At 32.6% G+C, this 23,080-nt stretch carries 21 protein-coding genes and 1 tRNA gene; 5 read left to right on the top strand and 17 right to left on the bottom strand.

Annotated features, from left to right (window positions below; translation table 11 throughout):
• The first annotated feature begins 101 nt into the window (after positions 1–101).
• A complete protein-coding gene (locus tag QZN45_RS02360; protein ID WP_292605485.1) occupies positions 102–395 on the top strand; it encodes a winged helix-turn-helix domain-containing protein in 294 nt (97 codons plus the stop codon).
• On the opposite strand, the gene QZN45_RS02355 is transcribed toward QZN45_RS02360, so the two are convergent.
• The 9 genes from QZN45_RS02355 to QZN45_RS02315 all read right to left on the bottom strand — a co-directional run bounded on the left by QZN45_RS02355 (position 392) and on the right by QZN45_RS02315 (position 9,710).
• Complete coding sequence (locus QZN45_RS02355) at positions 392–1,369, bottom strand: zinc ribbon domain-containing protein (protein ID WP_292605488.1); 978 nt, start codon at positions 1,367–1,369, stop codon at positions 392–394. The genes QZN45_RS02360 and QZN45_RS02355 overlap by 4 nt on opposite strands.
• A 3-nt stretch (positions 1,370–1,372) precedes the next feature.
• On the bottom strand, positions 1,373–2,260 hold the full coding sequence (locus tag QZN45_RS02350; RefSeq protein ID WP_292605490.1) for a zinc ribbon domain-containing protein: 888 nt from the start codon (positions 2,258–2,260) through the stop codon (positions 1,373–1,375).
• A gap of 17 nt (positions 2,261–2,277) precedes the next feature.
• Positions 2,278–4,539 (bottom strand): DHH family phosphoesterase, encoded by a 2,262-nt coding sequence (locus QZN45_RS02345; RefSeq protein ID WP_292605492.1) that lies wholly within the window; start codon positions 4,537–4,539, stop codon positions 2,278–2,280.
• Positions 4,540–4,551: 12 nt separating this feature from the next.
• Entirely contained in the window at positions 4,552–5,067 is a 516-nt protein-coding gene (locus tag QZN45_RS02340; protein ID WP_296810847.1) for a hypothetical protein, read from the bottom strand.
• Between the two features lie 69 nt (positions 5,068–5,136).
• A complete protein-coding gene (locus QZN45_RS02335; RefSeq protein WP_296810844.1) occupies positions 5,137–6,096 on the bottom strand; it encodes an IS5 family transposase in 960 nt (319 codons plus the stop codon).
• Between the two features lie 234 nt (positions 6,097–6,330).
• Entirely contained in the window at positions 6,331–6,696 is a 366-nt protein-coding gene (locus QZN45_RS02330; RefSeq protein WP_292605496.1) for a desulfoferrodoxin family protein, read from the bottom strand.
• Between the two features lie 56 nt (positions 6,697–6,752).
• Entirely contained in the window at positions 6,753–7,127 is a 375-nt protein-coding gene (nifU, locus tag QZN45_RS02325; protein ID WP_292605498.1) for a Fe-S cluster assembly scaffold protein NifU, read from the bottom strand.
• Positions 7,128–7,129: 2 nt separating this feature from the next.
• Positions 7,130–8,338 carry a cysteine desulfurase NifS gene (gene nifS / locus QZN45_RS02320; RefSeq protein ID WP_292605500.1) on the bottom strand — a complete coding sequence of 403 codons (1,209 nt, stop codon included), beginning with the start codon at positions 8,336–8,338 and terminating at the stop codon, positions 7,130–7,132.
• A gap of 76 nt (positions 8,339–8,414) precedes the next feature.
• Positions 8,415–9,710: an O-acetylhomoserine aminocarboxypropyltransferase/cysteine synthase family protein gene (locus QZN45_RS02315; RefSeq protein WP_292605502.1), complete on the bottom strand. Its 1,296-nt coding sequence runs from the start codon at positions 9,708–9,710 to the stop codon at positions 8,415–8,417.
• 235 nt (positions 9,711–9,945) lie between these two features.
• Between QZN45_RS02315 and QZN45_RS02310 the strand changes: the two genes are divergently transcribed.
• Positions 9,946–11,088, top strand: a complete 1,143-nt coding sequence (locus QZN45_RS02310; protein ID WP_292605504.1) for a metallophosphoesterase — start codon at positions 9,946–9,948, stop codon at positions 11,086–11,088.
• Positions 11,089–11,198: 110 nt separating this feature from the next.
• Here QZN45_RS02310 and cysS read toward each other — a convergent pair whose 3' ends face one another.
• The 7 genes from cysS to aroA all read right to left on the bottom strand — a co-directional run bounded on the left by cysS (position 11,199) and on the right by aroA (position 16,930).
• Positions 11,199–12,545 carry a cysteine--tRNA ligase gene (cysS, locus tag QZN45_RS02305; RefSeq protein ID WP_292605506.1) on the bottom strand — a complete coding sequence of 449 codons (1,347 nt, stop codon included), beginning with the start codon at positions 12,543–12,545 and terminating at the stop codon, positions 11,199–11,201.
• Between the two features lie 32 nt (positions 12,546–12,577).
• A tRNA-Cys gene (locus QZN45_RS02300) sits at positions 12,578–12,649 on the bottom strand.
• Positions 12,650–12,727: 78 nt separating this feature from the next.
• The gene (locus QZN45_RS02295; RefSeq protein ID WP_292605508.1) at positions 12,728–13,108 is read right to left on the bottom strand and encodes a transcriptional regulator; all 381 of its coding nucleotides are present in this window, start codon (positions 13,106–13,108) and stop codon (positions 12,728–12,730) included.
• Positions 13,109–13,119: 11 nt separating this feature from the next.
• The gene (cysE, locus tag QZN45_RS02290) at positions 13,120–13,824 is read right to left on the bottom strand and encodes a serine O-acetyltransferase (protein ID WP_292605510.1); all 705 of its coding nucleotides are present in this window, start codon (positions 13,822–13,824) and stop codon (positions 13,120–13,122) included.
• A gap of 59 nt (positions 13,825–13,883) precedes the next feature.
• Complete coding sequence (cysK, locus tag QZN45_RS02285; protein ID WP_292881683.1) at positions 13,884–14,831, bottom strand: cysteine synthase A; 948 nt, start codon at positions 14,829–14,831, stop codon at positions 13,884–13,886.
• Positions 14,832–14,985: 154 nt separating this feature from the next.
• A complete protein-coding gene (gene nth / locus QZN45_RS02280) occupies positions 14,986–15,615 on the bottom strand; it encodes an endonuclease III (RefSeq protein ID WP_292605512.1) in 630 nt (209 codons plus the stop codon).
• A complete protein-coding gene (gene aroA / locus QZN45_RS02275) occupies positions 15,608–16,930 on the bottom strand; it encodes a 3-phosphoshikimate 1-carboxyvinyltransferase (RefSeq protein WP_292605514.1) in 1,323 nt (440 codons plus the stop codon). Before aroA ends, nth begins: the two co-directional genes overlap by 8 nt.
• A 692-nt stretch (positions 16,931–17,622) precedes the next feature.
• Between aroA and QZN45_RS02270 the strand changes: the two genes are divergently transcribed.
• Positions 17,623–18,162, top strand: coding sequence for a hypothetical protein (locus QZN45_RS02270; protein ID WP_292605516.1), 540 nt, complete (start codon positions 17,623–17,625; stop codon positions 18,160–18,162).
• Here the strand turns inward: QZN45_RS02270 and QZN45_RS02265 are convergent.
• Positions 18,155–20,869: a valine--tRNA ligase gene (locus tag QZN45_RS02265; protein WP_296810834.1), complete on the bottom strand. Its 2,715-nt coding sequence runs from the start codon at positions 20,867–20,869 to the stop codon at positions 18,155–18,157. The genes QZN45_RS02270 and QZN45_RS02265 overlap by 8 nt on opposite strands.
• Positions 20,870–21,025: 156 nt before the next feature.
• Here QZN45_RS02265 and QZN45_RS02260 point away from each other — a divergent pair, with 156 nt between their 5' ends.
• Positions 21,026–21,382, top strand: coding sequence for a hypothetical protein (locus QZN45_RS02260; RefSeq protein ID WP_292605522.1), 357 nt, complete (start codon positions 21,026–21,028; stop codon positions 21,380–21,382).
• 22 nt (positions 21,383–21,404) lie between these two features.
• Complete coding sequence (pheT, locus tag QZN45_RS02255) at positions 21,405–23,063, top strand: phenylalanine--tRNA ligase subunit beta (protein ID WP_292605524.1); 1,659 nt, start codon at positions 21,405–21,407, stop codon at positions 23,061–23,063.
• The last annotated feature ends 17 nt before the right edge of the window (positions 23,064–23,080 follow it).

Below are 23,080 nucleotides of genomic sequence, written 5' to 3'. Positions count from 1 at the left end.
ATTAAAACATGAATAAACAAAAACATAGCAATCTAATCAGTGGTTAAGATAGGAATAATATGTTATAAAACTTTTATAACAGTAAAATAAAATATTTTATTATGTCAAAGGAAAATGATGAACTTTTGAAATTAACTTCATACGTTCAAATTTCTAAATATCGTGAAAAAACATTAAAATCTATTGGAGACGATGTAAAGATACCAACAAACATTGCGAAAGACAGTGGGATTAGAACCAACCACATCTCCAAAGTTCTAAGTGAATTAAAAAGCAAAGAAATTGTTGAATGTATTAATGAAGAAGCACGTAAAGGCAGATTATACAGACTTACTGACACCGGTAAAGAAGTATTAGACAATATTAAAGACAAAGAAGAAAAAGAACAAGACTAATTTAACTCAATACCTTCTTTTATTTCTTCTAATTCCTCTCGAACATCATCATTTGAAGCTAATTTAAAAATATCCCACAATACTTTTAACAAAACACTATTTTTTACAGACAATGCCAAACAATCATTTGTTTCTATATTTAAAGAATCATATGAAGGTATCTTTAAATCTTTTTTATATTGTAATTTGATTTCTTCTCTTAAATCTACACCAATATATTTTTCCAAATAAACAATAATTTCATTTGCAAATGTATTTCCAAAAACAACCATATCATTTAAAGAAGATTTATCAAAATCAGGCTGTGCTATTAAACTATTAAAAGAACCATAATTCTGATATCCATAAGGGATGAATCTTCCCTCAACAGTATGAGCACAGTATTCATTCATTATTTTGAATTCCGGAAGTGTTAAGAAATACCATACGAAAGTCTGCAAAGTTGTTGAAGGTTTTACCTTGAAAACATCACATAATAACTGTTCAATAATATCAAATAACAAGTAATGTGCCAATTCATGAATAAGAGTTGAAATCTGAACCGAATCATCTAAACGATCATCATAATAAATGCAATTTCCCAAAAAAATATATCCCCTTTCAATTCCCCTGGATTTGGGTTTGCATTGGGTGAAAATGCTAGCTAAATTTAAAATTTTCTCTTTTGCAGTGTTTCCATAAATATTGCTGTATTTCGCCCTTGCAAAAATCTTTGACAATAGCCTGTTATACTCTTCATCACTGATTTCAGCATTCAATAGCAAATTTTGATTATATTCACTGAAGAGTATATCAAAATCATCAATTTTAATTGGATTAATCTGTTTGCCGCATTTAACACAATGAATGGCAACATCAGGATTATATTGTCCGCAATGTGGGCAAACATGTTCTAAAATTAATTTATTACCACAATGAATACAATAATTATTTTCCTTAAAATTTAAAGTTCCGCAGACATCACAAGCTTTCATATGTTACCTCAAAACTGTTCTAATATTTTTTAAAGTATAATTAATAGATTTTTTACCAATAATCGTTCGCCTAATATTTTTTCCACAATTATGACAAAAATCAGCATTAAAATCTAAAACTTCACCGCATGAACAGATTATCTTTGATTTTATGACTCTTAAAGGATTTAAAGGCCTTTCACAAACTTCACAAAACTTAAATCCACTCTTATTCTTATGGCCACAAACACAAATAAAAACTGAATTTTCATTTTTTAAGTTAGTACCGCATTCAATACAATAATCCGATGTGATTTCATTTATTGTAGAACAGGTGCATAAAATAGAAACATCATGTGATTGTCCAAAGTTTTTTAGAGGCAATCCACAATTTTTACAAAATAGAGAAAATTTTTCGTTTTCCTCACCGCAAAAACAAAATATTGAGTCTTCAAATTCCAAATTGAAATTACTATAATTATCAGGACTTTGATTAGGATTATTGCGTAATTGTTTTCCACACATTTCACAGAATATATTGTCTTTTGGGTTTACATGACCACATTCACATAATATATTACCCAACTCAAATTTAGGTTTAGAATTAGATTTGAAAATCTTAGACAATCTGCTTTGAGACCGCTTAACCCCGCACATGTAGCAAAATTCATTATCAACCTCATTAAGATATCCGCAAGAGCATATCTCATATTGGAAATCCTTGCGATTGCTTTCAATATATGGTGAAAAGTCAATGCTAAAATTGAAAAAGCCGATATCATGAATAGGTGGTGTAAATACCAATAGTTCATCATTGTTTCTATTATTTGTCTTACAACCACAATTTGGGCAGAATGGTTCATTTCTAAGGATTCTATGACCACAGTCTCTGCAATAATTTTCTAAAACCATGATATCAAAATTTAAAACTAATTTTTAGACATGTTTTTAATTTCCTCAACAAGTTCTGCCAGGACATCTTCTCCAAGCCCTTCAATATATTTGATGGAACCTGCACATTCATGACCTCCACCATCAATACCTGCTGAAGGCACCCTTTCAGCTAAAACAGAAACAATATCATTTACATTAAATCCATATTGTTCATTTACAGCATCAGTAGCTCTAAATACACCGAAATCTGGACCATGTCCCAATGTAACAATAGGTTTGTCCTCTCCCAGTTCATTGATTATCTTATCATGAACAAAACCGCAGGTTTTTCCAGGTGCTGGGAATGTAAATTTATGAGCATATTTTTCAACATCAATAATATTAAAGTAAATTCCGTTTTCAAATTGAGTCTTTTCAATGTTTGGGAGTGCAGCTTTAAGTTGAGTATCAATCCTTTTTTGATATTCTTTATATAATGCATCTATCATTTTAGCATGTTTATCAATATTATCAACTGCCAAAATGGTATCCATTATTCCCCTACCATTCATAAATCTTAAGAAATAAGCTTCAAAATCAACACATTCAGCAATCTTTGCCAAATGTTCTTTTGAAAATCCTTTTTCATTAGCAATTTCAAGATATTGATAAACTTCCCCACATTCTGCACGGTCACCCAATGCAGCAACAGCAGGCAAATGCTTGATTACATCTTTTACAGCAGGATTTATTATATGTGCAACTTCAGTCGCAAGAGCTCCAGCAGTCAATTGTGAATCCGCACCTACCAAATATGGATTTACATGAGTATCAACATATTCATCAACAGCCACAGTTGCACCATAAATTTCACCACCTCTTTCATCCTTGGTAATTAATTCACCAGGAGAGTGGTGGTCTATTACAACAACCTCAATATCATAGATTTTAGCCTGCATCAAAGCAACAATATCCTCTTCAGTTGAACCATTATCTAAAAGCACAATCAGTGGTAACTTTTGACCATGTCTTTCCTGATCTTCTAAAGCGAATGACAAATCTTTTACGACATCTTCAAGTTCATAGAATGGTGCTTTACTTGGAGAACGCTTAAAGTAATAATATTGAGCATCATTGCTTGGATTAACATGTTCTATTAATGGAATGATAGCCTTTTCCATAGCTACCCCAGAACAAATTCCATCGGCATCATTGTGATGTCTAAGCAAAATGGTTCGTCCATCAAGAATTGCCCTTCTGATTTTTTGAGCGGCTTCTCTCATCTTAGGTCTGAGTCTATTTAAAATATCACTTTTGACTAAGAAATCAACATCGTCAGGTTCAGCTCTTTTGTTTAATGCATCATCAATTAAAGCAAGTAACTTTGCTGTTTGTTCTGGACTTAATTTAGTCATCGATGATGACTCAATTTGTGTTTTTCCACCATGTTCATTAACTTCACCAATTACTTGAACTGCATCACCAACCTCTATTTCAGGATAGGATCTCTCACCGGCCTTATCGAATGCAGCAATTTCAGTTGTTCCGCTCTCATCATTAATTATAAAAATAGTTGGTCCGGAAGTTTGTTGAATCTGTTGAACTTCACCGTCAATTCTTACGACTTTGCCTTTTTTCTTTTCCAAATCTCCAATCAAAGTTCTTGGAATGGATTTGGTTAATTTAATCAATTTGTATTTATCAACATAAGCTGGTGCCAAATCTATTTTACCTTCTCTTGATTTTATGGCTGTAATAAACACGATTATATCATCACCAACTTTATATTCTGACACATCCCCTCTCATCAATCCCCAAACATTATTATTTAAGGTGACAAAAGCTCCATAACGTTCAATTCTAGTAATTTTCCCCTTATACAGTTTATCTTTATCAATATCCCTCATTTGACATAGTGAGTCTAGAATATAGACATTTCTAACCTGATTTTCACGGGCAACATATTCATCATGCTTCATTTTTTCAACCTTTCTTTTTTCTTCACAATCCTGACATATATCATACTTTTCATCAATTAATTTTCCACAGTCCCTACAAACATTAACCTGACCTGTTCCATGACAATGAGGACAATCATCAAAAACTTCGACCTGGCCTTTTCCATTACATACTTCACAGGGAATATCTTCATCCCCACCCAAGTCAAATTTTGCCTTTGCTTTATTGTTTACTCCTTTAAAATGATTACCTACATCAAATGCATCATCTTCATAACCGGTTCCGCCACATGCATCACATTCCTTATAGTCCACAACTACAGAACCCCTTCCTTTACATTTAGGACATTTAGTTTTCATATTAAAACCTCATTAAATGAAAAAATTTTGCTTAAATAACTTTGGATTTTCACTAACTAATGAATCCCTTTCATTTTTATAAGACATTGATTGATTCATATAATCATTAGCTTCAAAACCATACTCACTACCAGTATAATTATAGTTAACTTCAAAACATTCAATCGATTCTTTAAGTTTATCTACTGCCTTAAGCTTTAACTCCAATTCCAAAATAGCATCATTAATATAATCTTTATGAACTTGAGTAATGTCTGAAGTAAAATTATTTTTTAAGATATGTAACTTGTTCAAACTGTTATTATAATTATTACCTGCTGAAATAGCTTTATTCATTGAATTTGCATAACTTTTATTATTGACCAAATCAACAGCATCATTATAATCTTTATCTCCATTAACAATGCCATCACTAATTTCCGGCATCAGTTTATTCATATTATCAACAGAACTGTCCATATAAAGAATAGCTGCCGAAATAATACCTAAAATCAAAATAAAAATTATTAATTTAATATATTTAGACACAATATAAACTATGTAAAAGAAATTATTTATAATTTTTTATAAAGAAAGGCTTTGTAGAAATCCTCTTTTTTATTGAATCTGAGTTGATCGATAGATGTTGTAAATTGTATTTTTGAGTTTTGTTTCTTTATTTGATAATTGTAGGCTTCTGCTTCGGTTTGTTCCGTTGAATATTCTTTTTATTACACTAAATATCGATTCAACGTTGTTTCTTCTTGAATAGATTTCCTGGTTGAATTGTTTTTTACTTTTTAGTCGATAATGTCCTGTTTTTGCTCTGGTTTTTAGTGGTATTTGATCTTCTGCTTTTGCTTCTTCGTTTATGCATTTTCTGATGGGTTCTGTATCGTATGCTCTGTCTGCTAGGATGTATTTTGGTTTATATTTCTTTATATTTCTTATTGCTGCTAATGCAAAGCGGGTGTCGAATCTTGGGCCTCTTTGGGCTGCATAATGAAGTATTAATCTGCTGTCTACATCGATTGAAATATGGTTTTTTACGTAGCTTTTTCTTTCTTTTCGTCTGATTATTGCGTAATATTTGTCTGCGTAGTCGTTAGTGAATCCACTTCCATCTAAAGCAATTATTTCACCATTTATTTCATGATTTAATAATATTTGTTTATTTAATTCATGCAATATTGATGTTGGAAGTCTTTGAAAGAATTTCTGGAGTGTTGTGTAGTGTGGAATCTTTTTTAAGTGTAAATATTTCTGTATGGTATCAGATAACTCCAATAAATCTGTTATTTGTCTGTAGGTGCTTCGAGTATATATTTTCACTGCTAAAAGTGTGAATAATGCAGGTTGTGTGAAATCATGCTTTGAAAAATGGCTTGAATACTTATTTAACACGATTTTTGAGTATTTAAACACATATTTAATGAATTTCAACAGTTTATTTGGCTTAATGTCCTTGTTAATTTCTTTGATTTTTTTGAGTGCAGGTTTTTCAAAACCAAAATCCGAAAGATTTAATTGCTTTGAAAACAAACTACTAATTGGAGAATAGGTATTTTCGCGTTTCATATTAATATTTATTCTCCATTTTACTATATATAATTATATATTGCTTATTTTTTCTAATCGATGTGAAATTTCAAGTGTAAATCTTAATACACAATAATTAGACAATTTTAATAGATTATAAGTAAAAATAGAAATAAAAATAAATTTTTAAAAAATTTTTGCAAAAATCAAATAGGATTTCTACAAAGCCTAAAGAAAAAATAAAAAAAAGAAGTTTAAAACTAGATTTTAAACTTATTCACTAGCCCAAAGGCCGTGTAAATTACAGAATGCACATGCTTTTACGTCATCTGTAGAGTTAACAGTGAAAGTTACTTCTGCAACATCTCCAGGTTTAAAACTTTTTGCATATTGTTCTGCTCCAGCTTCAACAACAATAAACTGGATATAATGGTCATCATCCATTGGGTGAGCTGCTTCACCGACTTTTACGGTTACTTTGTCACCATCGATTTCAACTACAGGTTTGTGTTTAGGTGATTTTTCACCTTCAGTTTGTACCGGGATACTGAGCATATGAGTGTCACAGGTATCGCCATCGTCTTCAACTAAAACTTGAATAATACTTCCACAGTCGTCACATTTTAGAATTTTTGCCATAATAAAACATCTCCTTAAATAGATTAAAGATAGTTTATCTAACAAAGTATATATTATTATTGATTATTTTCCTTATAGTTTTCAATTGCTGCCTGAAGCCCATCAGCTGCAAGGTTTGAACAGTGCATTTTAATTGGTGGAAGACCATCTAATTCTTCCGCAACATCATTTCTAGAAATTTGCAATGCTTCATCTATGGTTTTTCCAACAGCAATCTCTGTAATCATACTGCTTGTTGCAATTGCTGCTCCACAACCGAAAGTTTGGAAGGAAATATCTTCAATAACTTCATCATCGTTTACTTTAATGTAAATAGTCATCAAATCTCCACATGTAGGATTTCCTACAGTTCCAACTCCATTAGCATCTTCCATCTCTCTACAGTTTCTTGGGTTTGCAAAGTGATCCATAACTTTTTCTGAATAATCCATAATTAACACTTCCTACAGTTATCTTCATGTTTTCTACACATTATATTATCATAATCAAGTTCCTGATTCCATAACGGTGACATTTGTCTTAATCTTTTAACAGCTTCTGCAATTACATTAACAAATTCATCAACATCAAAAGCATCGCTTTCAGGTGCTAAAGATATTCTCAATGATCCATGAACATCAACAGGGTCAAGACCTAATGCAGTCAATACAGGAGATGCTTCTAAAGTATTAGATGAACATGCAGATCCCGTGGATGCCTGATAACCTTTAGCATCCAATAAAAGAATTAAGGATTCACCCTCAATAGCTTTAAATCTGAAATTAACTAAGTTAGGCAATCTAATTTCTTCAGATCCATTTAAATAAGCTTCAGGAATGGTTGTTAATACTTTTTCAATCAGTTCATCACGAATTGAGGATAACTTTTCATAATGTGCATCAAGGTTTTCTGCTGCTAATTGACATGCTTTACCAAATCCAACAATTCCAGGGACATTTTCAGTTCCAGATCTGATTCCTCTTTCCTGACCTCCACCATGAATAAGTGGGACAACACGAGTTCCTTTTTTAATATATAAAGCTCCTACACCTTTTGGACCATTAATTTTATGAGAAGATAAAGAAAGTAAATCCACATTTAATTTCTCAACATCAACTTCAATTTTACCGAAACTTTGTACGGCATCAGTGTGGAATTTAATGCCTTTTTCACGAGCAATTTTACCAATCTCTTCGATTGGTTGAATAGTACCCAATTCATTATTTGCATGCATAATGGTTATCAAAATTGTTTCATCAGTTATTGCTTCTTTTAAATCATCAACACTAATGATACCTTCTTCATTTACAGGCAAATAAGTCACTTTAAAGTCAAGGGATTCTAAAAATCCTAAAGTATTTTTTACAGCAGGATGCTCGATATTGGTGGTGATAATATGTTTACCTTTTTTAGATAATTTAAAAGCTATTCCTTTAATTGCAAGATTATCAGATTCTGATCCTCCGCTTGTAAAAATTATTTCTTCAGGTTTTGCATTAATAGCATCAGCCACTCTTTGACGAGCCAAATTTAATGCCTTTTTTGATTCACGACCAATTCCATAAAGAGTTGAAGGGTTTCCAAACTCTTCTGTGAAAAATGGTTTCATTTCTTCAAATACTTCCTCACTAACTTGAGTAGTTGCTGAGTTATCTAAATACATTTCATTATCTCCCAATTGTCTTTTTTTAATAAATAAAAATTTTTAAGTATATATGTTTTAAGTGATTAGATAGTAACTAGATACTATCTAACGCTTGACTTAAATCTGCAATTAAATCATCAACATCTTCCAAACCGATGGAAAGTCTGATAAAGTCTGGTGTTACACCTGTTGCTTCTTGTTCTTCAGGAGTCAATTGTTGATGGGTAGTACTTGCAGGGTGAATTGCTAAACTTTTTGCATCCCCAATGTTTGCAAGAATTGAGAATAATTCCAATTTTTCAATTACTTTTCTTCCGGCTTCTTCTCCACCTTCAACACCAAAACCTAAAATACCTGCAAAATTGTCTTTCAAGTATTTTTTGTTGATTTCATATGTTGGGTGTGATTCAAGACCCGGATAATTTACCCATTTGACTTTAGGATGTGATTCTAAAAATTTAGCTACTTTTAAAGCATTTTCAGAGTGTCTTTTTACTCTAACATCTAAACTTTCAAGTCCTTGCAAGAATATGAAACTGTGTACTGGTGCTTGAGTTGCTCCGAGATCCCTTAAGAGTCTTGCTCTTATTCTTACAGTAAATGCAAGGTTTCCAAGTTCAGGAACATCTCCGAATGAATCCCAGAATACAATACCATGGTAACTTGGATCAGGTTTTGTGAAATTGTTAAATTTACCATTTCCCCAATTGAATTTACCAGAATCAACGATGTAACCTCCAACAGCAGTACCATGACCTCCAACATATTTGGTTGCTGAAGCAGCAATGACATCAGCACCATGTTCCAATGGTCTGACAAGTCCTACACCAACAGTATTATCTACAATTAACGGGATGTCATGTGAATGTGCAATTTCTGCCAATGCTTCAAAGTCAGGTACATCCAATTTTGGGTTTCCAATTGATTCAACATAAATTGCTCTTGTTTTTTCATCAATTGCATCTTCAAAAGCCTGTAAGTCTTGTGAATTAACAAATTTAACTTCTCTTGCCAAGTCTTTAAAAGTATAATTAAATAATTGGTATGTTCCACCGTAAAGGTTGTCTGCAGATACAATGTTGTCTCCAGGTTCTGTTACATTCAATATTGCATATGAAATTGCTGCAAGACCACTTGATGTTGAAATACCTGAATTACCACCTTCGATAGCAGCAATTCTTGCTTCAAATACATCACTGGTAGGGTTTGTTAATCTGGAATAAATTTGTCCAAATTCTTGAAGGGCGAATCTTCTTGCAGCCTCATCTGAGTCTTTAAATACATATGAAGTAGTTTGGAAAATTGGAACTGCTTGTGCCCCAGTTACGGGGTCTGGAGTTTGTCCTGCACGTACACCTAATGTTGCTAATCCATAATTTTTATTTGTCATTAATAATCACCTTTATAATTTAATTTGAGTAAAATATATCACGTGTTATATTTACTATATAACAATTGTTATTATTCATATATAAATGTTTTGGTAAACCTAAAAAATAAATTATAACTTATGTTATACAATTATAACATATGTTATTTTACTATATAAACATTGTTATATTTTTTTGATTTTAACAATTTCATAAATAAAAAATTATAAAATTACATTAATCATACTTAATATTATGAATCTCATCCACTTCTTTACATTAGGATTTTTCCCAGAATATATAGTTATGGGAATAATTTTAGGCATTTTAATTGGAATATACACACTTTTCAGAGTGAAATATGCTCTCAATGATTCCAATTTATCAAAAAACAAACAAATCATAATAAGTAGTATAATCGCAATTTTATCATTTCTATTTTGCTTAAACATATGGTCAATGGGTGCAATATTGATATTCTATTTGTTTATTTCATCTTTAATAGCTGATTTAATAAGAATAATTCAAAAATATTTGATTAAAGAAAAACACCTAAATTTCATTCCAATAATTCATAAAAAAGGATTACTTGCCATTATTATTTTTACCATCATTATTCTTGGTAGTGTTTATGGAATGAACCATATTGAACTAACCGAGTATAACTTAACAACAGATAAAATTGACAATAAATCTTATTCTATTCTTTTCATTAGTGATGTTCATTATGGAACTGTGCAGAATACCCAATTAGTGAAAGACAGCATTTTAAAAATGAATAATTTAAAACCAGATATTGTTCTTTTAGGGGGAGACATTGTTGATGAAAGAACTACGAAAGACAGTATGCAAGAAATATTCGAAGAATTAGGAAAAATCAATTCAACATATGGAACATATTACATCTTTGGAAACCATGATAGGCAACCATATACTTCAGACTATGAAAATGGAAATAGGACATTCACCGATAGTGACCTAAATCAATCCATTGAGAAAAATAGAATTAAAATATTGAATGATGATAAAATCACTATCAATAATGACTTTGTTTTAGTTGGAAGAAGTGATGCTGAATGGGAAGATTCAATCAATAGAACTGATGTGAATGAAATTCTTAATGAAAGTGATTTATCGAAATATATTGTAGTATTGGACCACCAACCTGTTGAATATGAAGAGAACGCTCAAGAAGGTGTTGATTTGCAACTTTCAGGTCATACACATGGTGGACAAGTATTTCCTTATGGAATGATATATGATTTATCAGGCCGTTTAAACTATGGAGAGTATGAAATTAAAGACATGAAACAAATTGTATCGTCCGGTTTAACTGGATGGGGATGGCCTATGAGAAACGAAGCAAAATGCGAATATGTGCTAATTAATATCAATTAAACATTTACTATTATTATAACCAATAAAATAGTCAAAACAAAAAAAATATTGTTCTGAAATGTTAAAAATAATTTACATCATGTTTTGAAAAAAAAGGAGAAAAAATCTCCTTAATCATTAATTTCATAGCCTAAAGATTGTAAACTGTCACGAATTTTATCAGATAAATCATATTGCTTATTAGCCCTTAGTTCTGATCTTACTTCTGAAATCAAATCAAGCAAATCATCAGATCCGGCATTTACATCTTCAAGTTCGAAGCTTACACCAAAAATATGTGCAGCATCATCAAGGAATGATTTAATAGCTTTCTTATCATCATCTGATAATGAGTCTAACTCGTTTTTGGTATCATTGATTAAACCAAAGATTGATGCAATAGCTTTTGGAGTATTAAAGTCATCGTCCATGCTGTCAAAGAATTCTTTCTTGTGATGAGCCAACACATCTGATTCATAAGATTCATCTCCCACTTCAACATCTAAAAGCTCATAGTATTTCCTGATTCTGTCCAAACTTTTTTCAGATTGGTGAAGTGAATCCTTTGAAAAGTCAATTGGACTTCTGTAGTGGGTTGAAAGTACGAAGAATCTGAATGTTTCAGGAGCATAGTCTTTCAATAATTCACGGATAGTAATGAAGTTATTGAGTGATTTTGACATTTTTTCTCCATTAACGTTTAAAAATCCAGTATGCAACCAGAACTTTACCATAGGTGCTTTTCCACTTACAGCTTCCATTTGAGTAATTTCAGCTTCGTGGTGTGGGAAAATCAAGTCAAGACCTCCGCCGTGTGCATCATACTGTGGTCCAAAGTAGTATTCAGTAATTGCTGTATCTTCAATGTGCCATCCAGGTCTTCCGTCACCCCATGGGGACGGCCAGGTAGGTTCATCTACACCTTCACGTTTTTTCCAAAGCGCAAAGTCCTGCGGATTTTTCTTGGTTGTATCTGCCAAATCTCTGTGAGATTCCAGCTCTTCAATATTTCTGTTGGATAATTTACCAAATTCAGGGAATTTTTCAATTTCAAAGTAAACCCCATCTTCGGTTTCATAAGCGAATCCTTTATCAATCAATCTTTGAATTTGATCCAATATTTCATCAACATGATCAGTTGCTCTTGCAAATAAATTAACACCGTTGACATTTAATTTGTTCATGTCTTCAATATATCTTCTTTCAAATTTTCTGGCTAACTCATGTGCCGGAATTCCACTTTCTTTTGATCTGTTAATAATCTTATCATCAATGTCAGTAATGTTTTGAATGTAAAATACTGCATATCCACTGTATTCCAAATATCTTTTAATTGTATCAAAAGAAATGTATGTCCTTCCATGTCCAATGTGTGCATCATCATAAACAGTTGGACCGCATACAAATAAGTTAACTCTGTTTTTATTAATAGTTACAAAATCCTCTTTACTGCGAGTTAAAGTTGAATAGACGTCCATAAAAATAACCTCAAAAAAATAGTAATTGTAAAAGGCAAGTGAGGGACTTGAACCCCCGTATTATGGTCTGCAGCCACACACCTAAGCCACTCGGTAAACTTGCCACTAAAATTAATAGGATAATAAAATATTGGTAATTAATAGTTTATAAAGTTTACTATTTTTTCCAATATTTTACAAATTTACTTAGCTTCAAGTTCGGAACCAATACAACTTTTACAATCATCACCAAGTTCAGATTTATCAATGTCAAGTTGTTCCAATACATCAATAGTTCTCACGTTTTTACAAATTTTACAGGTTCTTGGAATTAAATCTGCTTTGGTAGCTTCACCTTCAGATAATTCACGAGCAAATTCATGAATCATGCTCCTTACATTATCATCAAGCTTAATTCCACTACCTCTCTTATCAGTAATATATTGAGATACTGCAGGTTGGGTTATGTCCATAAGCTCAGAAACATCCTTTTGTTTCATTCCTAAGTTTAAAAGTTCTTTTGCTAGTTCAGATCTAATTGCCGGTATTACATACCATACTACAATTTCACAAGGTGGTTTCATAAAAATCCCTTCTATTTTTTAAACAGATCCTCGAGATCTTCTTGTTCATCTCTGATATCTTCAGTTAAACAAATTCCATGTTTTTCAAATAAAATCTCAAAGCGTTTATCATTGTCTTGAAGATGCTTTTCAAGTGTCCTCAATGCATCAGCAACAGGGTCTGGAAGTTTATCGTGGTCAAGGTCAACTTTCTTGCGTACACCTTTATGCTTGACTATGCGACCTGGAACTCCCACACATGTGGATTCTGGAGGAACATCCTTCAAAACGACTGCACCAGTACCGATTTTAGAATATTTTCCAATAGTAATGTTACCCATTACTTTAGCACCGGCTCCAATAATCACTCCATCTTCAATGGTAGGATGTCTCTTTGTTTTTTCAGTACTAGTACCACCAAGGATTACTCCCTGATAGATTAATACATCATCACCAACAATAGCTGTTTCACCAACAACAACACCCATTCCATGGTCAATGAAAACTCTTTTTCCAAATGTTGCTCCAGGATGAATTTCAATTCCAGTAATGAATCTGGCCAAATTGGAATTCATACGGGCAAGAAGTTTAAGGGAGTGGTTCCATAACCAGTGACTTACTCTATGAAATATCAAGGCATAAAAACCTGGATAGCACAAAAATATTTCCAATGTAGAACGTGCTGCAGGGTCTTTATCTTTAACAGCTTGAATTTCACTCCTTAAACCATCGAACATTTGAAATCTCCAAATTTTATAATATTATATAATATAACATATAGTATAAATAGTTATTCTTAATCAAATAACCAGTCTACAGAGAGATATCTTTCACCGTTATCCGGTAAAATAGCAATTATCCTTTTACCTTTATTTTCTTCTTTTTTAGCCAAATCCAATGCTGCCCAAGTTGCAGCTCCAGACGAAATACCGGAAAATATACCTTCCTCTTTAGCAAGTGCAAGTAAAGTATTTCCAGCATCTTCATTTTCAACAGGAATTATTTCATCAATTACGCTTGCATCATAGATTGAAGGTACAAATCCTGCACCGATTCCCTGAATTTTGTGAGGCCCTTTTTCTCCTTTTCCTAAAGTTTGAGAATCTTTTGGTTCAACTGCAACAATTTTTACGCCTGGAACAGCATCTTTTAAAACTTTACCAATTCCAGTGATTGTACCTCCAGTACCTACACCGCCGATAACAATGTCAACTTTGCCTTCAGTGTCCCTTAGGATTTCCTGAGCAGTGGTTTCAGCATGGATTTTAACGTTTGCAGGGTTGTCGAATTGGCCTAAAATGATTGATCCTTCAGTTTCTTCATTGAGTTCTTTTGCTTTTGCAATAGCTCCACCCATTCCTTCAGAACCAGGAGTTAAAACAAGTTCAGCCCCTAAAACACTTAGGAACTTTCTTCTTTCAATAGACATGGTGTCAGGCATGGTTAAAATTAATTTATAACCTTTTGCAGCCGCTGCAAATGCGAGACCAATACCTGTGTTTCCACTGGTTGGCTCAATTATGGTTGCACCAGGTTTAAGTGAACCTTTTTCTTCTGCATCTTCAATCATTGCAACTGCAACACGGTCTTTTACACTTCCTGTTGGGTTAAATGATTCAATTTTTACGTCAACTTCTGCTTCTAATCCTTCGGTTAAATTATTTAATCTTACGATTGGAGTGTTTCCAATAGCATCAGTAATGCTATCCAATACTCCTCTTTTTAATTCTGGTATATTTGCCATAATTTTCATTCTCCTATTATATTAATTGTTTTTAATGGTATATTAAAAGGGTTATTTTGAAGTTATATAACAGATGTTATTATAACTATTGTTATATAACATTGTTTTACTTAATAAATGTTTTGGTATAACTAAAAAAAATAAGTTGAAAAAATCAAATATTATATTTGTAATAATCGCAGATTTCAGTACAGGGGCAAATCTCGCACTGAGGACCAATCGGCTTGCAGATATTTTGACCAAATTGAACCATCAAATCATTCAGTTTAATCCATAAATCCTCAGGAGCGATTTTGCATAATTCAACTTCAGTATCTTCAGGATCTTTTGTGTCAACCAATCCCAAACGATTAGATATTCTGTGAACATGAGTGTCAACGGGAATTGCCGGAAGTTCAAAGGCAAAAACCATAACACAATTAGCTGTTTTACGACCAACACCTGGAAGCTTAACAAGCTCATCAACAGTATCCGGAACTTCCCCACCATACTGGTCAATCAAGATTTGTGAAACTTCCTGTATCCTTGCAGCTTTAACATTATAAAATCCAGCCGGCCTTATTAACTCTTTAACGTCATCAATTGGGGCATCAACCACTGCATAAATATCTGGATACTTCTCAAATAGATTATTAGTAGCTTGATCTGTATTTTCATCCCTTGTTCTTTGGGATAAAATTGTTCTGACCAATACCTTATAAGGGTCATGGTCCAAAAATGTTCTAATCTCAAAAGTATTTTCCAATTGATTGATAAGTTCAATTACCCTTTCCTCTTTATTCATTTTCTAACTCCAATTCAAATCCAAGTTCAGCCATACTTTCAATAAAATTAGGAAAAGACACATCAAAGACTTCTCCATCAGTAATCTTTATGTCATGCTTGAGACCGATTAATGAAAATGCCATAGCTAAACGATGATCTCCATGAGAATCCACAACACCTGATTCAACGCCACCAGTTATGGTCATTCCATCCTCATGCTCTTCAAGAACACAGCCCAGTTTTTCAAGTTCACGGCAAGTAGTGTCAATTCTATCAGTTTCCTTTACTCTTGCATGAGCCACACCAGTAATATTGGTAGTTCCTTGAGCCATTGCCGCAAGTACTGCCACAGTTATCAATAAATCAGGAGCATTTGATAAATCAACATCAATAGCTTTTAAATCACCATTTGATGCAATTTCAACATAATCCTCACCACGGATAATTGTAGCACCCATATTCTGCAGGATTTCCAAAATGTATTTATCACCCTGTTTTGAATCCCTAAACAAGTTCTTAATTTTGGCTTTTCCACCATTTATGGCAATTAAAGCTAAAAGATAAGATGCTGATGAATAATCACCTTCTACAGTATAATCACAAGCTAAATAAGACTGTTTTTTAACCTTAAATTCATCAATTCTGCAACCTTGATGTTGTTTATCGCATTCATCATGCTTTAGATAATATCCACTTAGTGTTCTAACACCGAATTTTCTCATTATATCTAAAGTCATATTTACATAAGGCTTTGATTTAAATTCAGGCAACACATATAATGTTACACCATTTTTGGATAATGGTGAAGATATAATAATTGATGAAATAAACTGTGAACTAACATTACCCATAATATTAGTTTCGCCACCACCATATCCTGGTTTAATCAATATCGGCGCTTTGTCATTATCATTTAAAGATTTAGTTTTGACTCCCAAAGGTTCCAAAGCATTCATAAGTAGTCCCATTGGACGAGTCTTTAAAGAGTCATCACCAGTCAATATAACTTCATTATCACTCAAAGCAGAGACTGATGTCATCAATCGTAACGTAGTTCCAGAATTTGCCAAATCAATTGGATTTTCAGAATAATTATGCAATTTTCCCCCAGTTCCAGTAACTTCTAAATAATTATCATTTTTATTTATTTTAGCACCTAACGCTTTACAAACCCTTATTGAAGCCAAAGTGTCTTCTGAGTATAGCATATCATATAGTTTAGAAGTACCTTTAGACAGTGCCGCCAGTATTATTGCTCTGTGAGAATAGCTTTTGGAAGGAGGAGCCTTTACAACACCCCCAATTTCTGAAATATTTTTAACCTTAAGAATCATTTTACCCTACCGAAAATATATTAAAATTACGTTTCTTCTTTACTTTCTTATTATACAGTTTAAAAAAGATACTTAATTAAATTTTTGGAATGTGTTCAAGAACAATATGAACTTTAAAAAAATATATTGATAATATCTTAAATATACAAAAAAATTAAATTAAAGATTTAATAAAGTTATTTTTTAAAATAAACTTCTAGTTATTATTTTAAAGATGTGATTAAGTATTTTCACTGAAAAATTTTATATATGAGTCAGTTCATACTTACTTGTGCTTAAATGTATTACTTGAGATTAACATTGAATATATTTAACCTCCCCTGTTGTAGAAACCTGAAAATTCTTGTACAACAAAGTTAAAAACATGAAAAAAATATTTAAAAAAGATTTGACTGATTCATTTTGGAAAATTCAACACAAAAAAATATGAGGGCTATGCTTTGATATTGAAAAAGAAATGTTGAAAATAAGAGGAAATAACACCCCATTAACTGATTTCATTTATAAAAATGGATATAAATTGTCGAATATAATATTCAATAATGCATTATTAAATGTAACTGAAAACTAAAGAAATAGAAAATGACCTCGAATAAGATTGAAATAATTATTTAATAAGAGATTAAAAAATGAAAACCACACATAAAAATATCAATATACTAATAAACCTGTTGATAATTATTTTAGAGATTATGGGATTTGTATTAGTTTTTAAAGAAATGGGAATTACATCACTAGAATATTATACCGAAGACAGCAATCTATTGTTATTGCTATCATCCATAATCATTTTAATCCAAATTTCAAAAAATAATGAAATACCATCATGGTTTAAATCTTTCAGATACATTGCAATTGTTTCAACAACATTAACATTAATAATCGTTTTAACAGTACTGTCGTGGACAACTGAATTAGGACTGTATCATTTATTATTCCATGAATCTATGCTATACCACCACACATTATGTCCAGTTTTAGCAATCATATCCTTTGTTTTTCTTGAAAGATATGAAAACCTGCATGCAATTCAAGGACTGTATTTTACGGCAATATATGGAATAATCATGATTAGTTTAAACATTTTAAAAATAGTGAAAGGCCCTTATCCATTCTTATTGGTTCACAATCAGCCAATAATCCATTCAATAATATGGACAGTACTTATTTTTGCCATAACTTATGCAATATCATCAATATTAAAAAAAGTTAATGGGAAAGTAATTATCTAATTACTTCCACAATCATATCCAAGTTTTCAGATTGTAGGATATCCACCTTTTTACCGGATGCTCCGACAATCTCCTTTTTGATGTTTAACATGTCTTCAGGAACTACAATATCCCCAATGGTTAGCTCATGTGATTCATCTAAAACGCTTCCAATTTCATCAATTGGAGTGGATTTTAAATAACCGATGATTTTACCTGCATCACCTTTGAATTTCGGTCCAATTTGAGACATGTCCGGTTCGACTTCGATTATTTTCTCATGGACTTCAGGTTTTCCAGAGCTAATTGCCAAGTCATTGATTTTTAAAGTTCCTTTAATATCTGCATCGAATTGATTAAATACATCAACTAAATCTTCATCTGAAGTGTAAACATTGACTTCAGAAAGTTCAGCATTTAATGGTATTTTTGCAGATGATTTGAATCTCCTTACTTCATCGATTAACTCGACAGTGGTTTCTCCTTTGTTCTCCATTTCCTCATTGATTAATTCATCATATACTTCAGGCCATGAAGTTGTGTGAATTGATTCGTCTGAGAAGTATTGATATACTTCCTCTGTGAAAAATGGAGCTATTGGAGCTAATAATTTTAAAGAGGTCTCAACAACAGTTCTTAATGTGTATTTTGCAGCACGTCTTGACTCATCTGAAACATCTGTGTATAATCTGTATTTTACAGCTTCAATATATTCATCACAGAAATCATGCCAGAAGAATCTTTCTATTGAAGTGATTGTTTCCGCAAAGTTATATTCTGCAAAGGCTTCATCAACAGTTCTGTTTAAGTTATTGAGTTTTGATAAAATCCATAAGTCAATAGGACCCAAATTATCTTTGACATCATCATAAGATATTTCTTCATCAAATATTTGCATGCTAATGAATCTGAATGCATTCCAGAATTTTCTAAGGAATCTGTATCCGTGTTTAATATCCTTCCAGTCAAATATTACATCAGATCCAGGAACACTGTTGGCCGCCCAAGTTCTCAATGAGTCGGCACCATATTTTTCAATGACCTCCTCAGGTCCAACAACAAACTCAGGTCTTGATTTACTCATTTTATTTCCGTCTTCACCAAATACCATACCATTGATTACAATATCATCAAAGGGTTTTTGACCTGTTAGAGCTATGCATCTTAAGGTAGTGTAAAAAGCCCATGTACGGATAATATCGTGACCTTGTGGACGAATATCTGATGGGAAATGATTTACATAATCTTCATCAGGCCATCCTGCAATGGATAACGGTGAAATTGATGAATCCATCCAAGTGTCCAAGACATCTACTTCCGGTACGAACTCTTCACATCCGCATTCACATGCATGTTTCGGCTTGTCGACAGTTGGGTCAATAGGTAAATCCTCAACTTCAGGCAAAATGACTTTTCCACAGTCTTTACAGTACCATACAGGAATTGGTGTTGCAAATATTCTCTGTCTTGAAATACACCAGTCCCATTCCATAGAATCCGCCCAGTTTATCATACGGGATTTCATGTGTTCAGGTACCCAATTCATTTCATTCGCTGCCACTTTGGTCTTTTCAATTAGATCTCTTACAGCTACAAACCACTGTTCTTTAAGAAGAATTTCAACAGGAGTTTTACATCTCCAGCATTGACCTACATTTTGATCAACTTGTTCTTTCTTCAATAAGTAGCCCTCACTGTCCAAATCTTCGATAGTCTGTTTTTTACATGTTTGAAGGTCCATTCCTTCATATCTTCCAGCAGCAGCTGTTAATGTACCCGAATCATCAATAACATCTATGACTTCAAGGTCATATTTTTGAACCCAACTTACGTCAGTTTTATCCCCAAATGTACAAATCATTACTGCACCTGTACCAAATTCTGGATCTACCTCTTCATCTGCAATAATTTTTACTTTTTGGTGTGATAAAGGAACTTCAACATATTTACCTAAAAGGTGAGTGTATCTTTCATCTTCAGGGTGAATTACAACCGCTACACATGCAGACATCAATTCCGGCCTAGTTGTTGCAATTAAAATACCCTCTTCTTTAGGGTCAGCTTGCTTGCCGGATTCTTGTGAAGATGCTATGTCATTGTATGAATCTTCAACTGCAGGAGGGAAGTTAACATAATTTAAAAAGGTAGTGTTGTCCGAATATTCAACTTCCGCAAAAGCAATAGCTGTTTGACAACGAGGACACCAATTTACTGGGTGTTTTCCTTGATAAATCAAACCATCTTCATACATTTTCAAAAAGGAATATTGAGTTCTTTTCATATACTCAGGATTCATTGTAACGAATTCACGAGTCCAATCTTGTGAATAACCCATTGCCTTCATGTCCGCTTTCATGCTTGCAATGTTTTTAGTGGTCAAATCAATACAATACTGTCTGAATTGAGCTCTTGAAACATCATTTTTCTTGATTCCATGAGTTTCTTCAACCTTAACCTCAGTAGGAAGACCATGGCAGTCCCATCCCTGAGGGAATAAGACATCATATCCTTTTTGTCTTCTGTATCTTGCATTCATATCAATGTAAACCCAATTAAGGACATGTCCTAAGTGAATAGCTCCTGTTGGGTATGGTGGGGGAGTATCAATAACATATCTAGGACGAGATCCATCTCCAATGTATTTGTAGATGTTTTCATCTTCCCATTTCTTCTCCCATTCTTTTTCTTTTTTAAAGTCATAGTCTTTAGGAATCTCTTCTTTTGACATATATTTTCTCCTAATAAATGTAGATAAAAATAATATTATTAGATATGTTGCTTCTTATTTAAAAATATTAAGTAAAAATCGAAAATATAGATAAATATATTATATACTAAAATCATATTATTAATATTATCAATCAAAAAAAGGACTGTGTAAAAAATGAACTTATTATGGTTTTATGTTGCTATTGTACTAGCTGTAAGCGATGTATTGCACACACAAATAATGTGGAAAGTTTTTAATAATTTTTACATTATTTTAGGTGGTTTAATCCAACAGACCACAAAAACAACATGGCAAACATGGTTAGCACATGAGACAATGGAAGCAGGATTTCATTTTATTGTTTTATCAATAGTTTTCTTAAATCCAGTTGTAGGAATTCAAGCAGCCCTAATTCATTTTGTAATCGATGTTTCACATACCGTATTAATACGCAATATGGGTGAAATAGAACATAGAGCATTGCATTTCGTAATTGAATCTCTATTCTTCATATTGATTTATGGATTTTAAAAATAATTAATGGAGTTATTAAATGCCAGTTATTACATTCAAATATCAGGATTTGAAAGATTTAGGAATAGACATGGAAAAAGATGAATTAATAGACACATTGCCAATGATGTCCAGTGATATTGAAGACTTTGATGATGAAGAAATCAAGGTAGAATTCTTCCCAAACCGCCCAGACAATCTATCTGTCGAAGGAGTAGCCAGATCATTTAAAGGATTTATCGGTCAGGAAATCGGTTTTCCAGATTATAAGGTTGAAGAATCTGGAGAATATGTTGAAGTGGATGAAGATGTGGCAAAAATCAGACCATACATAGGATTTGCAAAAATTGACAATGTTGATTTTACTGGCGATAAACTCAAATATATTATGGATTTCCAGGAAAATCTCCATTGGGTAATCGGAAGAGACAGGAAAAAAGTAGCTATCGGTATTCATAATGCTGATGTCGTTACCGGACCATTTAAATATATTGCAACCCCTAAGGATGCAAATGCATTTGTTCCTTTAGAAAAGGACTTTGAAATGACTCCTGATGAAATATTAACCCAACACGACAAAGGTGTTGATTATGCTCATTTAATCCAAGACTTTGACAAATATCCATTAATTCTTGATAAGGACGACAATGTCTTGTCAATGCCGCCAATTATCAACGGCGAGTTGACCAAAATCAAGGAAGACACAAAAAACATTATTGTTGATGTGACTGGAACTGATGAAAGAGCTGTCAATCAGGCATTGAATATCATATGCTGTTCATTTGCAGAGGTCGGAGGTCAAATTAAATCCATGGAAGTCAGATATGCTGACAAAAGCATTAAGACTCCAGATTTAACTCCTCAAGAGATGAATGTCCATGTAGATACAGCAAATAGTTTGATTGGTGGAACAAGCCTTACTGCTGAAGACATTAAAGGATTGCTTTTAAAAGCACGTTTTGATGCTGAAATCATTAGTGAAAACGAAGTCAAAGCAATTATACCTGCTTATAGAGTAGACATATTGCATGAAGTGGATGTTGTTGAAAATATTGCAGTACAATACCACATTAACTCCGTAGAAGCAAAATTACCTGAAATAAATACTGTAGCTTATGAAAACGATTGGTTTAAAGCAGAAAGCACTATCCGTGAAGTAATGGTTGGATTAGGTTTTCAGGAAGTAATGAGCCTAATGCTTACAAACGAAGAGGCACATTACGAAAAAATGAATCAACAGGAAGAGGAACATGTGCAAGTTGCAAGACCAATTACCATTGACAGAACTATGATTAGAACTAGCCTAATCAATTCTTTAATGGAATTTTTAGAAGACAACAAGCATGAAGACCTACCTCAAAAAATATTTGAGATTGGAGATATTTTATATCTTGACGATACAAAAGAAAACAAAACAAGATCTTCCAAAAAGTTAGCTGCCCTAATTTGCCATTCAACCGCCAACTTTACTGAAATCAAATCAGTAATGACAAGCGTATTGACTAATTTAGGATATACTATGGAAATAAGCGACAGTGAAAATAAGACATTTATTGAAGGCAGAGTAGCTGATGTAGTTGGCGAAGCTCAAAAAGGTACAATCAAAGGATTCTTTGGTGAAGTTTCCCCAGAAGTAATAACTAACTTTACCCTCGAGTATCCTGTAATTGCATTTGAAATAGAATTCATCAACAAATGAATTCTAAAATTCTTTTT

It is taken from the genome of uncultured Methanobrevibacter sp. (genome assembly GCF_900314695.1).
GTDB lineage: Archaea > Methanobacteriota > Methanobacteria > Methanobacteriales > Methanobacteriaceae > Methanocatella.
Note: the sequence above shows the minus strand (reverse complement) of the source record. Positions and strands in the feature narration are given on the sequence as shown.

Bases quoted from the DNA above. Each gene is read 5' to 3' on its own strand.
- QZN45_RS02360 (WP_292605485.1), top strand. From the start codon at position 102: ATGTCAAAGGAAAATGATGAACTTTTGAAATTAACTTCATACGTTCAA.
- QZN45_RS02355 (WP_292605488.1), bottom strand. From the start codon at position 1,369: ATGAAAGCTTGTGATGTCTGCGGAACTTTAAATTTTAAGGAAAATAAT.
- QZN45_RS02350 (WP_292605490.1), bottom strand. From the start codon at position 2,260: ATGGTTTTAGAAAATTATTGCAGAGACTGTGGTCATAGAATCCTTAGA.
- QZN45_RS02345 (WP_292605492.1), bottom strand. From the start codon at position 4,539: ATGAAAACTAAATGTCCTAAATGTAAAGGAAGGGGTTCTGTAGTTGTG.
- QZN45_RS02335 (WP_296810844.1), bottom strand. From the start codon at position 6,096: ATGAAACGCGAAAATACCTATTCTCCAATTAGTAGTTTGTTTTCAAAG.
- QZN45_RS02330 (WP_292605496.1), bottom strand. From the start codon at position 6,696: ATGGCAAAAATTCTAAAATGTGACGACTGTGGAAGTATTATTCAAGTT.
- nifU (WP_292605498.1), bottom strand. From the start codon at position 7,127: ATGGATTATTCAGAAAAAGTTATGGATCACTTTGCAAACCCAAGAAAC.
- nifS (WP_292605500.1), bottom strand. From the start codon at position 8,338: ATGTATTTAGATAACTCAGCAACTACTCAAGTTAGTGAGGAAGTATTT.
- QZN45_RS02315 (WP_292605502.1), bottom strand. From the start codon at position 9,710: ATGACAAATAAAAATTATGGATTAGCAACATTAGGTGTACGTGCAGGA.
- QZN45_RS02310 (WP_292605504.1), top strand. From the start codon at position 9,946: ATGAATCTCATCCACTTCTTTACATTAGGATTTTTCCCAGAATATATA.
- cysS (WP_292605506.1), bottom strand. From the start codon at position 12,545: ATGGACGTCTATTCAACTTTAACTCGCAGTAAAGAGGATTTTGTAACT.
- QZN45_RS02295 (WP_292605508.1), bottom strand. From the start codon at position 13,108: ATGAAACCACCTTGTGAAATTGTAGTATGGTATGTAATACCGGCAATT.
- cysE (WP_292605510.1), bottom strand. From the start codon at position 13,824: ATGTTCGATGGTTTAAGGAGTGAAATTCAAGCTGTTAAAGATAAAGAC.
- cysK (WP_292881683.1), bottom strand. From the start codon at position 14,831: ATGGCAAATATACCAGAATTAAAAAGAGGAGTATTGGATAGCATTACT.
- nth (WP_292605512.1), bottom strand. From the start codon at position 15,615: ATGAATAAAGAGGAAAGGGTAATTGAACTTATCAATCAATTGGAAAAT.
- aroA (WP_292605514.1), bottom strand. From the start codon at position 16,930: ATGATTCTTAAGGTTAAAAATATTTCAGAAATTGGGGGTGTTGTAAAG.
- QZN45_RS02270 (WP_292605516.1), top strand. From the start codon at position 17,623: ATGGGATTTGTATTAGTTTTTAAAGAAATGGGAATTACATCACTAGAA.
- QZN45_RS02265 (WP_296810834.1), bottom strand. From the start codon at position 20,869: ATGTCAAAAGAAGAGATTCCTAAAGACTATGACTTTAAAAAAGAAAAA.
- QZN45_RS02260 (WP_292605522.1), top strand. From the start codon at position 21,026: ATGAACTTATTATGGTTTTATGTTGCTATTGTACTAGCTGTAAGCGAT.
- pheT (WP_292605524.1), top strand. From the start codon at position 21,405: ATGCCAGTTATTACATTCAAATATCAGGATTTGAAAGATTTAGGAATA.